Raw genomic sequence first — 16,100 nt, forward strand, 5'->3', positions numbered from 1 at the left:
AGGGGAAAGTTAAAAAATGAATAAGAAAAAGAAGTTTATTCAGAATACTACAGCCTTAACATTAGGGGTAGGATTAGTAACAAGTAGTTTTTCAGCTTCATATTTTCATTCACCATCAAAAGTTCATGCAACTTCTTTATTTAATGCAGAAACGGTTTTATCTAAATTAACAACAGCACAAAGACAAGCATTAACTCAAATATCAAAAAATGATCAATCAGGTTTATTTTTAAATCAAGATATAAATTTAGACAGCCCACAAGCTATTTCAGTTATCGTTCAGTTTAATCAAAAACCACAAAAAATTGCCGTTTTAGAAGCTGCTTTACAAGGTGAAAGTTTGTCAAATGACGAAGCAAAAAGTCGAGTGGAAGCAGATCATACAGCATTTAAAGAAGATATACACCAATTTTTAAATACGAATAGTAAAGCTTCTAGTACTTACAAGATTAAAAGAGAATATAAAAACGCATTTAATGGTGTATCGATGGATTTGCCTGCAAATCAAGTCGAATCTTTATTAAAATCGAAAGCTGTAAAGGCAATATACAGTGACGAGACAGTAAAAGTAGAGCAGCCTAATAGTGAAATAACTCCTTCAAAAGAAGCTGCTGGTCAAGGAATGGCAGCAGAGAATGAATATCTCAAAATTAATAAATTACACGAAGAAGGATATACAGGTAAGGGAGTGAAAGTTGCTGTTATTGATACAGGTGTTGATTACAATCATCCTGATATTACAGCAGCATACAAAGGATATCGTGCACAACCAGGAGTAAATCCACAAACAATTGATCCGAGTTCTGTGAAAGGTTGGGACTTTGTTGGTAATGATGCTGATCCAATGGAAACAACTTATGAGGATTGGAAAAATGCAGGGAAGCCTGGAACTAGTGATGGAGCCGATTACTACACTGAACATGGCACGCATGTTTCCGGAACGATTGTAGGACAAGGTAAAAACAATAGTGAATATGCAACGAATGGAATTGCACCGGATGCGGATCTTTATGTATATCGCGTACTCGGTCCTTCAGGCAGTGGTAATACATCAAATGTAATTGCAGGAATTGAAAAAGCAGTAACGGACGGTATGAACGTTATGAATTTATCTTTAGGAGCAAATTATAACGATCCGATGTATCCAACTGGAATTGCAATTAATAATGCAGTTTTAAGTGGAGTAACGGCAGTAGTTGCAGCAGGGAATTCAGGTAGTGATATGTATACTGTAGGATCTCCAGGTGGTGCTGCATTAGCTTTAACAGTAGGTGCAAGTGATGTACCGAATGTGATTGCAACAATGAATGGGAGTGTTGATAGTACGAAGTTTGATTTACGATTAATGGCGAAAGGCTTTAGTGATAATATTACCTCATTACAAGGTCAATCACGTCAAATCGTTGCTGTTGGAACTGGACAAGCTACTGAATACAAAGGTGCAAATAGTCGTGTGGATGGAAAAATCGTACTGATCCAAAGAGGAACAAATACGATAAATGATAAAATTTTGCAAGCAAAAAATCGTGGTGCTGCCGCTATAATAATTTACAATAATAATGCTGCAGAAGGACATCTTCCATTTAATTTAGGTGAAAGCACAGATTTTATCCCTACTTTCTCATTAACCAATGCTGATGGACTTGCTCTATCGCAAAAAATAAGCTCGGGTAGTGCACAATTCTCATTTAGTGATTTAGGGCAAATAAAAACCGGTGGCGATAATCTTGCTGACTTCAGCTCTCGTGGACCATCTCGTATGACTTATGAAATTAAACCTGAAATTACAGCACCTGGTGTAGGTGTATTATCGACTGTTCCAGGATTTGTTCATGATCATGCGAATCCGAACAATTATCAATATGCGTACGAGCGTATGTCAGGTACTTCGATGGCGACGCCAGCTACTGCAGGGGTAGTAGCATTATTGCTGCAAGCAAAGCCTGATTTAAAACCTGAAGATGTAAAAGCCATCTTAATGAATACAGCGGATCCTTTAAGCAAGCCTTATAGTGTATTTGAAGTTGGGGCAGGTCGAGTTGATCCTTACAATGCAATTCATTCAACTATCGAATTAAAAGTTTCTGAAACAACACCAACAATTATTAATAACAAGGAAAAACAAATTAAAATTGATACTGGTGCACTAAGTTTTGGAAATAAAGCTTATAGTGGAAATGACATCAAAGATACTCACTCTGTTACATTATTAAATAGAGGGGAAAAGTCAAAAACGTTTAATGTAAGTGTTAATTTTCAATCTAATTTAAGAGGATCAAAGGATGCAGTGAAGAATGGTGTAACCGTTGATACGACTTCAACTATTACGTTAAAAGGGATTAGCCAGAAGAAAACGAATGTTACATTGATGATTCCAAAGGCGGCGGAAAAAGGAATCTATGAAGGATATGTTGTTTATACAAATAAAGACAATCCAGCTGAAACATATAAAATACCATTTGGTGTTCACTATGTAGAGCAAGGTTTAGCTGATTTTAACCTATCAAAAAACTCTGTCAGTTCATTGGGTACACAGTATTTCCAATATTTTTGGGAAAATAGAGTATTTGGTACATTTAGCTTGAAATCTCATATGAGATCTGTAGATATTGTTTTAACAGATGCAAAAACAGGTATGGATATTGGTTTGCTTAACTCGTATGATGGTGTAGGAGTTAATGAAGGAGTACAGTATAATGTTCTTGCTTATAATGGTGGGTATTATCCATTCACAAATGATCCAAATAATCCAGTTGATTATAATCCGGTGATAACAAAAGAAGGTCACTATTTTGTAAAATTAATTGGATATGATGATGCAGGAAAAACGTATATCTTAAAAAGAGATTTGTTTGTAGATAACACAATGCCAAGCTTTGATATGCATGTAGATGGAGAAAATCCAGGAAATCCATTTGTAGAATTCAAAGCAAATCAAGAAAATGTTCCATTGACAGCTACCATAAAAGACAAAATAGTTGATGAAATGAATTCAGCCGGATTATCAGCAAATCAATCACAAAATCAAATTTGGTATTTCTATAATGATCCATTTTCACCGTCTGGACAACTGACAGTAGAAGGGAATGGAAATGCAACTGATCAAATTGCTATGATTCCAAGCCAATCCTATTTACATGTGTATTTTGAAGGGATTGATCAAGCAACAAACAGTGCTGCACAAAAATCGTACTATTTCGTGAAGGATGACACGCCATACGTTGCAGGAACACCGAATTTACCAACGAGATTAAACGCACTTTGGTTGAAAAATGGAGACACTGTTACAATTACTTTAACAGCGAATAATATCGACAAAGTGAAAGAAGCTGTATACAATTTTGATACAACTAAAACTGATACAAAAATACTAAATATTGCATTAAATCCAGAAGCACAAAAACTTGGTGTAAAAGACTTCAATGTGACATCAACAGATAAATCAAGCACGGTTGTTAATTCAAATGTAAAAGTTTCATTTGATGGAACTACTGGTGTTTCCGGTGATGTTCCGATGGTTGATATCACTTTACAAATTCCAAAAGGTCAAGAACGTTTGGGTTCATCAAGCTTTTATAGCTCAGCAGTGAAATCGACATTTACGAATGTGGATAATGTAGTAACGAGACCAATCACAGAGACAGTGCCAATCAATATTTTATCTTATAATTCAACTGTAAATGGTTATTTATTTGCAGAAGGATTAAATAAAGTAACGAGTACTGGAACTGGCGTAGATTCTGCGAAAGATTACACGACAATTGGTTCAACGGTTCAAATTTTAGATAAAAATGGAAATGCGTACAATGGAACAATTGCTAAAAATGGTACGTTTAAAATCTTAAATTTACCAACAACGAAAGATAAATATACGCTTAAGATTGATATTCCAGGTCATTTCACTCAATACGGAGATTTTGATTCTTATCTACCATTAGATGATCAAATTGGTGGTAAGTATTGGACGAATATCTCAAACGTAGTAACAGGAAATGCAGTCGCTGGAGACATTAATAAAGATAATGTCATTGATGTGATGGATGCTTTAGCGATTCAAACTTATTGGGGGACAAATAAACGTAGCGCGGATATTAACTTTGATGGAAATGTGGATGCAAAAGACTTTGCTTTTGTAGAAAAGAACTACTTATTACAAAATAAACAAGTTGATAACGCGCCATCTCCTAAGAAACAATATAAAGGATCAACGCTTCAAAGTATTAAAAATGGATTAGGAATTAACTAATAGATTAGAAGATTCTTTCTACCTGTTTCTGAATATTGGAACAGGTAGATTTTTTGTTCTACGATAAGAAAGTAAAAATTAGCAGTGAGGAAGAGAACTTGAGGTAGATGCCAAATCTTGGAATAAAGTATAAGTGCAAGTACGCCTTTGTTTTCTCCTAAAAGGCTCGGTAGTCGCCGAGTTTTCTTTATATGCTCAATGCATTGAATAAAATGCTTTTCATTACGGAAAGGAATTCTTTGGATTTTTTTGTTTAAAGGAGAGCCTAATATGCTTAAAAAGATGAAGGAGCTAAAGAATGGGTGAATTGAAACAAATATCTTTATCGGTTAACTTTTTTAAGAATCTAAATCTAATCCAAGAACAATTTAATGAATCCTGACTTGAAATTTCGTTTATTTAAAATTAGAGGAAAGATTGATCGTGAGGCTGCGATTTTTTATCTCGATGGAATTACAAATAATGAAACTATACAGAACCATCTTCTTTCACCGTTGTTGCATGTTGGAGAAATTGAAAAATTAGAAGACATTGTTTTTTACCATCTTTCAATTTTAGATGCAATTGTAGTAAGAACGATTAATGAGATTTTGAGTGGATTATCAAAAGGGAAAACACTAGTTCTCATTGATGGATTTAATGAAGGAATTTTAGCAGATACTTCGGATTGGCAAAAAAGAGCCATTTCTGAACCAGATACACAACGTTCTATAAAAGGTCCATTGGTTAGTTTCAATGAGCAATTGAAAAATAATATCAATTTATTACGTAATATGGCACAGACGCATCAATTAAGTGTAGAAAGTTATTAAATTGGTCAGGAATGTAATACAGATGTCTCGATTTTATATATGAGAAGCCTTGTTAATCATCATGTTTTAGAAGAAGCTAGACAAAAAATTATGAATATCGATGTTGATTATTTATTAGAAGCTAGAGTAATAGAAGATGCATTAGAAGGGAAGAAGAAGCTTTTTCCACTTACTTTTACGTGTTAACGGCCAGATGTAACGGTTTCAGCTTTGTTTGAAGGCAGAGTAGTAATTCTGGTAAACGGTAACCCTTCTTGTATAATTGTTCCCTGCCTTTTTCTCAAAAATATTCATCAACCTGATGAATATTTTTCAAAATCAGGTCGATTTGGGTATCGTTTTATGCGCTTATTTGGTGGGTTCCTGTCAGTTTTCTTACTAGGATTATATGTGTCAATGGAACGGTTTCATCATAATTGGATTCCACATCATTTTGCTAAAAAATTGTTATCCAGCTCAGATACACTTTTTCCTATTTTGATTGAAATTTTTTTCGTTTTGATTTTGTTTCAATTTCTGACCGAAGCAGCACTACGAATACCAAAGTCAACTGTTATTATAGTGTCTTTGATTGGTGCAATTGTAGTAGGCCAGACCGCGGTTTCGGCTAAACTAATCCATCCATTAACATTAATTATAGTTGGAACTAATTTTTTAGCAACGATTGTAATCGCAGCAGGAGGGTTATATGGAACTGTACTAATACTAAGGTTTATTTTTCTACTACTTGGTTATTTTTTTGGAGTAACAGGTATTCTAATAGGATTCATCATTCTAATTGCATATATGGCATCACTTAAATCTCTTGGTGTACCATGTTTAGCACCTTTTATTCCATTTCAATGGAACGAAATGAAAGACGGCTTAATCCGAGGAGATTTGCGAAAGTTAATTAATAGTAAGCATACGTATCAAACTAAGAAAAATAAATGAAGCGAAAATAAGGTGAAGTGGAAGAAAACAAATGATTAAATGAGCCGGTAACGATGAATCCAATCAGTTACCGGTTCAATTAATAAAACAGCAGTATCATATTTGGCTGTGTAATTAATCCAATAATTCATGTATAACAATACAGCCTGCTCCAATGGCCGCTGCGTTTTCGCCAAGTGTAGGACGAGTAAATTTAAATTCATAATCAGGATAAACTTTTTTCATTCGCTCTTGTGTAGTTTCAATTACGATTTCATAAAATAAATCGATCTTTGCTATAGTTGGTCCACCTAAAATAACGATTTCGGGATGGACAATGCTTAAGTAGGTAGAAAGTCCAGCCCCGAAGTAAATAGCAGCATCTTTAATGACTTGGATACATAAAGGATCATTTTCTTGAACTGCTGAGCAAATATCATCAAAATTTATTTGTTCATTTACAGAAAACTTTTCATTTAATATCGAAGAATGACCTCTCTTTAAAGCGTTTATTGTATCATCAATCATCGCTGGAATAGAGGAATAAGCAAGAGCACAACCGAAATTTCCACAAATACATTTTCGCCCATGAATATCGACCACTATATGGCCATGTCCAAATTTTCCGGCTGTATCTGTCGTTTTACGGAGAATATGTGCGTTTGTTAAGATGCCAGTTCGAATACCAATCCCGCTATGTATAAATACAGCATTGTCTGAACCCTTCCATGAACCTTGTTGATATTCACCTAAAACTGCGGCATTTGAACTATTTTCAATCGATATTTTCATTTGTAACTGTTCACCAAGAATAGTACTAAGTACTTTTTTATCTAAATCGATGACCGAATTTTCGAGGGCAATTCCTATTCCAAGAATACATGAATGATTAATTTGATGTGCTTGTAACATGTGTGAAATGACTTGGGCAATTTTTTGAGCCGCATTTTCTGATGAAGTTCCTTGAGAGAGAAAGAGTACTGATTCAGCTGTGATTGTTAAGGAAAGATCCATCATCAATATTTTACTGGGTGTAGAAGATACGTCTATGCCAATAACAAAATAGTTATTTGGTGTAACTTGATAGAGAGTTGGTTTTCTTCCTCCTCTCGATTCACCAAAATTACCTTCACTAATTAGCTCTTCTTTTGTGAGATCTTCGATAAAGCGCGAACAAGTACTTTGTTTTAATCCAGTAAACTCCATGATTTTTCCTTGTGAAATCGGACCATATTTCCATATCAATTTGTAAATACGTTTTTGAGTGTGCGCTTTTTGTGATTCTTGATTTAAAAATTGGAACATGAAAGCTTTTCTCCTTAATTATAAGATTCACTATCGTCATTTTATCACTATTATTTTTAAAAAACAGTATCAATATTAGCAGTCATTTAATAGTTAAAGATCAATTGCAACTAACAATAATGTTTTTACTTATCGGTTTACTTAAGAAAAATGACTGTTTTTTACTACAAGAATGAGCATAATGTTAATCGGTTCCTGATTTTAGTTGTTTGTACTTACATCCAAAATGAATATATCATTGGTGTTTTATCTATAAAATTAGATAATCTAAAATATTTTTAAAACGCTTATGTAAATGTATTGACCCAATATGGATATAAGTTTTATAATTGGATTAAGAATTATAATATCTGAAAATTTAGATTCATCTGAAGATTCCTTAGCGTATTTATGATGGAGAACTTGCAAAAATTGCATCTTAAGTGAAACAGTCAAAACTGAATCGAAGCAAGTCTATTGCTTCATCATTTACAGTAATTCAAATAGGAGGAAGAAAATGACTACTATCCAACAGAACACAGACTTAGAAAAAGAAAAGACAAGAAAAGGTTTACCCGTTATCGATTGTGATATCCATGAAATGCCAGTATCAGTGTTTGACTTATTACCTTACATGGAGGAGCCGTGGAGAGGTTATTTAGAAAGAGGACAATGGCAACCAAAAAGATTACCATATACTTGGCCACTTCCTGGCGGAGTAGACCGACTGGATTTAAAAAATGACGATAAAAATTGGTTTGCAGGAACAGATTTCAATTTAATGAAAAGAGAAGTTTTAGATAAATACAATATTAAATATGCCATCTTAACAAGCTTATTTTATCCTTCTGATACACCAAAGGCAGTTCAGCCAGAATTTCGTAATGCGCTTGCGAGTGCTTACAACGATTGGGTTATTGAAAATTGGTTGACTAAAGACGATCGATTACGTGGATCAATTTGCATTAATACACGCGACCCAAAGGCTGCGGCGCAAGAAATTGACCGCGTTGGTAGCCACCCGAAAATCGTACAAATCATGATGCCTGTATTGTATGACGTGGAATTTGGAGATCCATATTTCCATCCAATCTATGAAGCTGCAGAAAGAAATAATTTGCGAATTTCAATGCATCAAAGTACGGACACACAACCAGCGGGCGGATATCCGACTTATTACATGCAGTGGCATACAACGATGCCGCAAAATTTCATGACTCAAATTGTCAGTCTAATAACACATGGGGTGTTTGAAAAGTATCCAAGCTTAGGATTTATTTGCTTAGAAAGTGGATTCACATGGTTACCCCATCTAATGTGGAGATTCGATGTGAACTATCGCTCTCTTCGAAGAGAAGTACCATGGTTAACAAAAAATCCGAGTGAATATATCCGAAAACACTTCCGTTTCAGTACTCAACCGATGGATGACCCAGAAGATGCAAAACAGTTATTGCAAATTATTGATATGATTGGGCCTGAAATGCTTGTCTTTTCAACGGACTACCCTCATTGGGATTTTGATGATCCATACCGTGCGTATCCTAGTATTTTCCCTAAAGAATTAAAGCAACGTCTATTGTACGATAATGCTCGAGAATTTTACGGTTTTGAGTAATAGGGGAGGAGGGAAAATATGAAATTCGCAGTTGCCAAAATAAATGACATGAACCCAGGAGAAATCAAAGAAATTACGGTAAATGGGAAAAAATTACTTTTATGTTGTATGAAAGATTCTACCTATAAGGTATTAAGTGCCCTTTGTCCACATGAGGGAGCAAGAATGGTAGGAGCCAGAACATTAGAAGGTACAACACTTAGCCCTTGTGTAGGAGAAATCGAATTTGGTCGATGTAATGAAATCATTCGGTGTCCATGGCATGGATATGAATTTGATGTTAGTACAGGTAAGACATTATTTGAATCAAAAAATATGAATCTTAAATCCTATGAAGTGAACATAGATGGAGAAGAAATTTTTGTAGAGGTTTAGGTCTTGGGAAAATGTGTATCCGAAATGTACGGTTAAAAAACTTTCTTATGAAAATCTTTTAAGAGAAAAGGAGAATGTTTATGAATTTCTGGAATCAACAAAAAAATATATTTAATCGATCACATGTTACATTAATAAAGATGCTTAAGTCTATCGCTGAAGTGGTTGCAAATCATCAACCTAAAGGTTTTAATAATTCACTTCATTGGAATGTTGGACATATTTTAACGATTAATGAACAGCTTTTGTTTTTGTTACCTAATCATCCAACAGAATTTCCACTTCATTATATTGAATTATTCGGACAAGGAACGAAACCAACTGAATTTCAAGAAAACGTACCCTCATTGGAGACGTTAATTGACCAATTAATTGATCAAAAAACGCGAGTAGAAGAACTGGCTGTCCAAGGATTTGATCTGAAATTAACTGAGCCACTACTGTTAGAACCTCTCTCTTTAGAGACAAATGGGGAATTGTTTAATTTTGCGATTTATCATCAAGGAGAACATACCGGATTTATTAATGCACTAAAAAATATCGTTGAGATAGCAGAAGTTCAAAATTAAATTGAAGAAATAAATCCGTCGACTATGTAAGCCTCCTTGTGTTAATTGCAGATCATGTTGTCGACGGTTTTTAATAGTGCATGATGTGGCTGAAAGGTGAAGTATTCAAAAAGGGGGACTTACTTTGAAGAGAATTCGTGGAATCATACTTTTATTTTTATTTATCGGATTAATGATTAACTATGCAGATAAATCGGTGTCTGGATATGCTTCAATTGCGATTATGAAAGAATTTAAATTATCAGCTCCTCAGTGGGGAGTGGTCGGAAGCAGTTTTTTCTGGTTATTTTCATTGGCAGCAATCGTTGGTGGAGCATTGTCAGACAAAATTGGATCAAAAAAAATGCTTACAATTCTTTTGCTAGCATGGACAGTTTTACAGCTAGGGGCATTCGCCATCACTGGTCTTACTGGACTTATCTTGTACCGAATTTTACTCGGAATGTTTGAAGGTCCGAGTGCACCAGCGATGTACAGTCACGTAAGTAAATGGTTCCCAAAAGAGCAGCAAGGACGGGCTTTATCCATTCTGAACATAGGTGCTCAAATTGGGGCATTTTTATATGCTCCGATTGTTGTTCATCTGATTCATAATTTTGGGTGGCGATTTTCGTTTGCTAGTTTTGGTGTATTCAGCCTATTGTGGGTTCTTTTTTGGATTCCATTTGGTAAGGATAAACCGGTTGAAACAAAGAAACCTAATCTTAATATATCTATACAACCAAAATTGAAATCCTCTGAAATAGTCAAACTAGTATTCTCACGTAATTCAATACCATCGATACTAGCTTTATTCGCATGTTTTTGGTATGTAGTATGGCTACTTGTCTGGATGCCACAGTATTTGGTAAAAGTGATTCATCTATCATCTCAACAGATGGGCTATTCGGTATTAAGTATTGGCTTATGCTCGATGATTATTTCTTATGCGATTTGCACTTATTCAGATATATTGTATAAGAAAAGTGGGGATTCTCGTAAATCTCGTGTAAATTTATCAATCATTACGATGCTGTCAGCAGGAGCTATGTTGACTTCAATACTGTTCATTCATTCAACTGTTTGGGTCATTGTTACTATTGCTTTTGCAAGTGGATTTGTAAATGTGTTCTTAGCTTTAGGTCCCCAGTTATTAATGAGTTTTTCTCCTGAACGTAGTGGATTAATGGCAAGCTTAGGTACTTCATTTATGAATTCAGCAGGAATTATTGGCCCAATTGTAACAGGTTATTTAATCCAATCTGCCGGAAAAGGAAACGTAGAAATGGGGCATAATTATTCTATTTTTAGCATCATTGCATTACTTGTCGTTGCAAGTATATTATTATTGGTTTTTGTGCATCCAGATGAGCGTGTTATTAAGATGGCACAAGAAAATGACCAAGGAATTAATATAGTTTAATGGATAAGTAAAAAAAGAAGAAAAACGACCCTAGTACAGGTAGATACAATTTGTTTTATCAAAATTGAAAATCAAATAGTTTTGTATTTCGATAGATTCATAATAGTTAGAAAAAATAGCTAAAGAATAGGTGGCTATTACAATTTCGACTATAAGGAGTGTTTAATCATGGAACAAGTAATCGAAAAAACATTAGTTGATTCATCTCAATATGCTTCATTGGTTTCATCACAGAATGCTTTCTTTCAAACTGGAAAGACTCGATCATATGAATTTCGAATTCAACAGCTAGTAAAATTATATAAAGTAATTTCAGAAAATGAGAAACTTATTTTAGAAGCAGTAAAAAAGGATTTAAATAAGAGTGAGTTTGAAGGGTTTTTTGGAGACGTTGCCTTAATACTACATGAAATTACATATGTCAAAAAACAGTTAAGAAAATGGATGAAGCCTTCAAAAGTTCAAACGCCAATCACTCATTTTGGCAGTAGTTGCAAAGTTTACCGTGAACCTTATGGTGTGAATTTAATTATTTCACCCTGGAACTATCCATTTCAGCTAACATTTATCCCGTTGATTGGTGCAATAGCTGGTGGAAATACAGCTATTATCAAACCTTCAGAACTGACGCCGAACTCTTCTGCATTGATCGCAAGATTGATTAAAGAGACATTTTCAAGTGAGTTTATTGCCTGTATTGAAGGAGGAGTTGAAGAAAGTACAGCCCTATTAAATGAGAGATTTGACCATATATTCTTCACAGGTAGTGTTCAGGTCGGAAGTATTGTGATGCAATCGGCAAGTAAACATTTAACGCCTGTTACTTTAGAACTTGGTGGAAAGAGCCCAACAATCGTCGATTCAAGTGCGAACATTAAACTTGCTGCTCGAAGGATTGCATGGGGGAAATTTTTTAATGCTGGTCAAACTTGTATTGCTCCTGATTATATATACGTACACAAATCAATTGAAGAAAAGTTTCTTTCTACATTAAAAGAAGAGATTGAGAGATTATTTACGGAAAATCCTCTTACTTATAGTGATTACACACATGTTGTTAATGACCGCCATTTCTCAAGGTTAAAAAAATTATTAGCTGGACCTACTGTATTTTACGGAGGGGAAACTGACGAAATAACACTAGCATTTGAACCTACTATTCTTACAAATGTTACACTCGATCATCCCGTAATGAAAGAAGAAATTTTCGGCCCTATTTTACCAGTATTAACTTTCCGTTCAATTGATGAAGTAATCAATGACATTAACAGTAATCCTAAACCATTAGCACTTTATTTGTTCACGGAAAAAAGTTCAGTAAAAGAACGGATTATTAATAACATTCCATTTGGTGGAGGATGTATAAATGATACTTTATATCATATTACAACACCTCATTTACCATTTGGCGGAGTCGGGCATAGTGGACATGGATCCTATCATGGAATCCATTCATTTAAATGTTTCACACACGAAAAGAGTGTTCTAAATCAAACAACTAAATTTGATTTAAATGTAAGATACCATACTACAAAAGGAGCATTAAACATTATTCGAAAACTTTTTAAATAGTAACAAACCCCTAGTTTGCTTTTTATTAAGTTGGAACCCTAGTTTTTTATAAAAAACAGCTGTGATTATTTGAATTTTCGAAAAATAGTCTGTTACGTGTATGGATTTAAGATAAAACGAAATTAATAGTTTATATAGAAGGAGAGCAGAATAAATGAGCTGGAACTTAAATGAAAATTTAAGAAAAAGTACTGAAAAATTTCCAAATCGTTTGTCCCTTACTTTTGCAAATGAAAGTATGACATATCGTGAGTTGGATTCGACTGTTGATTTGGTTGCTTCCAACTTAATTCACTATGGAATTAAAAAAGGTGACAAAGTAGCATTATTATTAGGTAATTGCACTGAATTTGTCATTGCCTATTATGGTATTCTTCGTGCTGGTGGGGTTGTTGTACCGATTAATCCAATTTACACAGGAGATGAAATTTCCTATATACTATCTAATAGTCAATCGAAAGCTGTTATTGCAAATACTTCATTGGAGTTTGTACTAGCTAATCTAAAAGAGCAATTAAACGATTTAGAAATGACGTTTTATATCGAATCTACTTGGGAACTTCTTGTTCAAGCTGCTGATCGATATGATTACCCTTTAATCAATGAAGACGATCTTGCAATGATCTTATATACGTCTGGTACAACCGGTAAACCAAAGGGTGCCATGTTATCTCAGCGTAATATGGCTTCGACTGCCGCATCTTTTACTAAATTAATAGAATTTAAAGAAACCGATCGAATTTTAGCAGTACTTCCTATGTTCCATGTATTTTGTATGACTGTATGTATAAATGCACCAATTATGTGTGGAGCAAATATCGTTATTTCACAAAAATTTAGTCCAACTGATGTTATTCAAACGATTTTAAATGAAAAAATAACTTTATTTGCTGGTGTACCAACTATGTATAGCTATTTAATGCAAGTAAAAGATTTCTCAGCTGACCATTTTTCAAGTGTTAGGGTATGTTTATCAGGTGGAGCCTCTATACCTGTTGAATTACTTCTAAGATTTGAAGGAAAGTTTAATACTACTGTATTAGAAGGCTTTGGATGTTCTGAAACCTCCGCAATTACAGCAATCAATCCTTTAAAAGGAAATAAAAAGACTGGTTCAGTCGGAGTAGATATACCATATGTAGTAAATATGATTGTCGATCCAAATGGAGTCGAAGTTCCAAGAGGTGAAGTAGGAGAACTAATTGTAAAAGGTCCGAATATTATGATTGGATACTTTGGCATGCCTGATGCCACGGCTTCCTCTTTGAAAAATGGTTGGTTTTATACAGGTGACTTAGCAAAAAGGGATAAAGAAGGATACATCTATATTGTTGATCGAAAAAAGGATATGGTACTTGTAGGTGGATATAATGTTTATCCAAGAGAGGTCGAAGAAGTGCTCTATCAGCATCCGGCCATCGTAGAAGCAGCCATAATTGGAATACCTGATCATCATTATGGTGAAAGTGTGAAAGCTTTCGTTGTTTGTAGTAATGAAAGTGTTACAACTGATGAATTATTCTATTTCTGTAAAATTAAATTAGCAAAATATAAAGTACCTAAAGAAATCGAAATCATTTCTGAAATGCCTAAAAATAGTACAGGTAAGATATTGCGGAGAGGATTACTTGCGCCAGAAGAGATCCCTGCTGAAATGAACTAATTTATAAATGTTGAAATCAGTACCTTAAAATAACAAGTGCACCCTACCTCACTTATTCAATCATATTCATTGCACAAAAATTGCACAGACTTAATAGAAACAATAGAAATAACGGACAAGCTGTGCATAAAATTACAATGACTCCTTGATTTAATGGACTTAATTGACCTAAAATATCCAGTAATACTGAATAATCCGCGCATCCTGTAATTGACAGGGTAGGGGTCGATGGTTCAAGTCCAGTTCCATACTTTTAGAGAAGCTGTAGGCCTTGGTGTTATTGGGTTTTCAGCTTCTTTAATTTTATTAGTTCGCTATGAATCCTTTTAATTAAACCTCGCGGGTCATAAACTATTCTGAGCGTTATAATAGCTCAATTTTAATATTACCTGTAATTTAAAATTAATTTGAATAGATTTTAATTTTAGAGATAATACTATCTCCAATCTGATATTCTCTTATCAGACAAACTAATATTTAAAGGAGCTAAAACATCATGGCAAACAAATCTTCAAATCAATATGCTTCACCAAATGCTCAATCTGCAATTGACGCAATGAAAATGGAGATAGCTTCGGAGTTTGGAGTGCATCTAGGTCCAGATTCAACTGCTCGTGCTAATGGTTCTGTAGGTGGAGAAATAACAAAACGCTTAGTTCAAATGGCTGAACAAAGTCTTGGTGGCTATTCAAGATAAGTATTAATATAATATATATAGTTGAGAGACTCGCACAGAATGAGTCTCTTTTTTTATGTCCAATTTCTAATTACTAATTAAGATAAGGAACTAATTAATCAGGTATTTTACTTTATTATATATAGTTTTTGGGTATAATGGCACAAAATGGGTATGGAAATGGAAGTATATATAGTTCATTAAATTTATCGTAAATTCACATTAAATTCACAACTGTAGATTATAATAACTTCATCCTTTGAACATAAAGTATCAGAAAGAAGGCGGACTAATTGAAAACCCTTAAAATAAGCTCAGTAGATGAACTACAAAAATTTGAAGCAAACCTTAAGAAGTATAATTGGGTTTTGATGTTAATTGCAGTGATCACTATACCTTTTATTGTAAGCAATTTGTAAAAAGAAAAGACAACAAATTAGTCTTTTTGATTTGTGTTTAAAGACCTTTCCTAGTATTTAATACTTCTATTCTGAGAAATAATTGATAATTAGATGTTAAAAACATGTACGAATTAAGCCCTCTAAAAATTGGATTAGAGCAACTACTTGAACAGTAGTTGCTCTTTTTTATAGTACTTACAATTTAGTTTGCTCTTTTAAAATTTTTTATGGTTCACTTTAAAACTAGTAAATACACCCTACATCTTAAACAAGCAGCTACCAAATTACTAGGAGGAGGATTAGTATCAGTCCCAGTAGTCAACTCACCTGCTGCCAAGTTCATACTTGCCAATATATTAACAAGAACAGCAATCTTAATTGAACTTGGATACATTTCAAATTCAACTGATGAAGCGCGAATGACTTCAGAAGAATTTCAAACAAATACAACAAATTCAATTGTTGAAGGGATGCTCGAATATTTTAAATAGAAAATTTTTTACTAAAAGTAAAGGTCAACTAACACATTCGTTTGTATTAGAATGTACCTTTTTAAAAAGAGAACCAACT

General features: G+C 34.0%; 10 protein-coding genes and 1 pseudogene. 10 read left to right on the top strand and 1 reads right to left on the bottom strand.

The features are described 5' to 3' along the window. Window positions 1-16 precede the first annotated feature (16 nt). Both CN601_RS16890 and CN601_RS27605 read left to right on the top strand, forming a co-directional pair. Window positions 17-4,246, top strand: coding sequence for a S8 family serine peptidase (locus CN601_RS16890; protein WP_098119417.1), 4,230 nt, complete (start codon window positions 17-19; stop codon window positions 4,244-4,246). 383 nt (window positions 4,247-4,629) lie between these two features. Further along, a pseudogene (locus CN601_RS27605) lies at window positions 4,630-5,991 on the top strand (spore germination protein). A 114-nt stretch (window positions 5,992-6,105) separates the two neighbouring features. Here CN601_RS27605 and CN601_RS16905 read toward each other — a convergent pair. After that, window positions 6,106-7,275 (bottom strand): ROK family transcriptional regulator, encoded by a 1,170-nt coding sequence (locus CN601_RS16905; protein ID WP_098119420.1) that lies wholly within the window; start codon window positions 7,273-7,275, stop codon window positions 6,106-6,108. A 496-nt stretch (window positions 7,276-7,771) separates the two neighbouring features. On the opposite strand from CN601_RS16905, the gene CN601_RS16910 reads away from it, so the two are divergent. The 8 genes from CN601_RS16910 (at window position 7,772) to CN601_RS16945 (ending at window position 16,021) form a co-directional block, all read left to right on the top strand. Further along, on the top strand, window positions 7,772-8,872 hold the full coding sequence (locus CN601_RS16910; protein ID WP_098119421.1) for an amidohydrolase family protein: 1,101 nt from the start codon (window positions 7,772-7,774) through the stop codon (window positions 8,870-8,872). Window positions 8,873-8,890: 18 nt separating this feature from the next. Beyond that, entirely contained in the window at window positions 8,891-9,247 is a 357-nt protein-coding gene (locus tag CN601_RS16915) for a Rieske (2Fe-2S) protein (RefSeq protein WP_098119422.1), read from the top strand. An 80-nt stretch (window positions 9,248-9,327) separates the two neighbouring features. Next, window positions 9,328-9,816, top strand: coding sequence for a DinB family protein (locus tag CN601_RS16920; protein ID WP_179865591.1), 489 nt, complete (start codon window positions 9,328-9,330; stop codon window positions 9,814-9,816). 124 nt (window positions 9,817-9,940) lie between these two features. Continuing rightward, complete coding sequence (locus CN601_RS16925) at window positions 9,941-11,218, top strand: MFS transporter (protein WP_098171735.1); 1,278 nt, start codon at window positions 9,941-9,943, stop codon at window positions 11,216-11,218. A 168-nt stretch (window positions 11,219-11,386) separates the two neighbouring features. Then, window positions 11,387-12,790 carry an aldehyde dehydrogenase gene (locus tag CN601_RS16930; protein ID WP_098119425.1) on the top strand — a complete coding sequence of 468 codons (1,404 nt, stop codon included), beginning with the start codon at window positions 11,387-11,389 and terminating at the stop codon, window positions 12,788-12,790. Window positions 12,791-12,944: 154 nt separating this feature from the next. After that, entirely contained in the window at window positions 12,945-14,453 is a 1,509-nt protein-coding gene (locus tag CN601_RS16935) for a long-chain-fatty-acid--CoA ligase (protein WP_098119426.1), read from the top strand. A gap of 496 nt (window positions 14,454-14,949) precedes the next feature. Then, window positions 14,950-15,150 (top strand): alpha/beta-type small acid-soluble spore protein, encoded by a 201-nt coding sequence (locus tag CN601_RS16940; protein ID WP_098119427.1) that lies wholly within the window; start codon window positions 14,950-14,952, stop codon window positions 15,148-15,150. A 607-nt stretch (window positions 15,151-15,757) separates the two neighbouring features. Continuing rightward, entirely contained in the window at window positions 15,758-16,021 is a 264-nt protein-coding gene (locus CN601_RS16945; protein ID WP_098119428.1) for an N-acetylmuramoyl-L-alanine amidase, read from the top strand. The last annotated feature ends 79 nt before the right edge of the window (window positions 16,022-16,100 follow it).

Source organism: Bacillus sp. AFS017336, from assembly GCF_002555445.1.
Lineage (GTDB): Bacteria > Bacillota > Bacilli > Bacillales > Bacillaceae_G > Gottfriedia.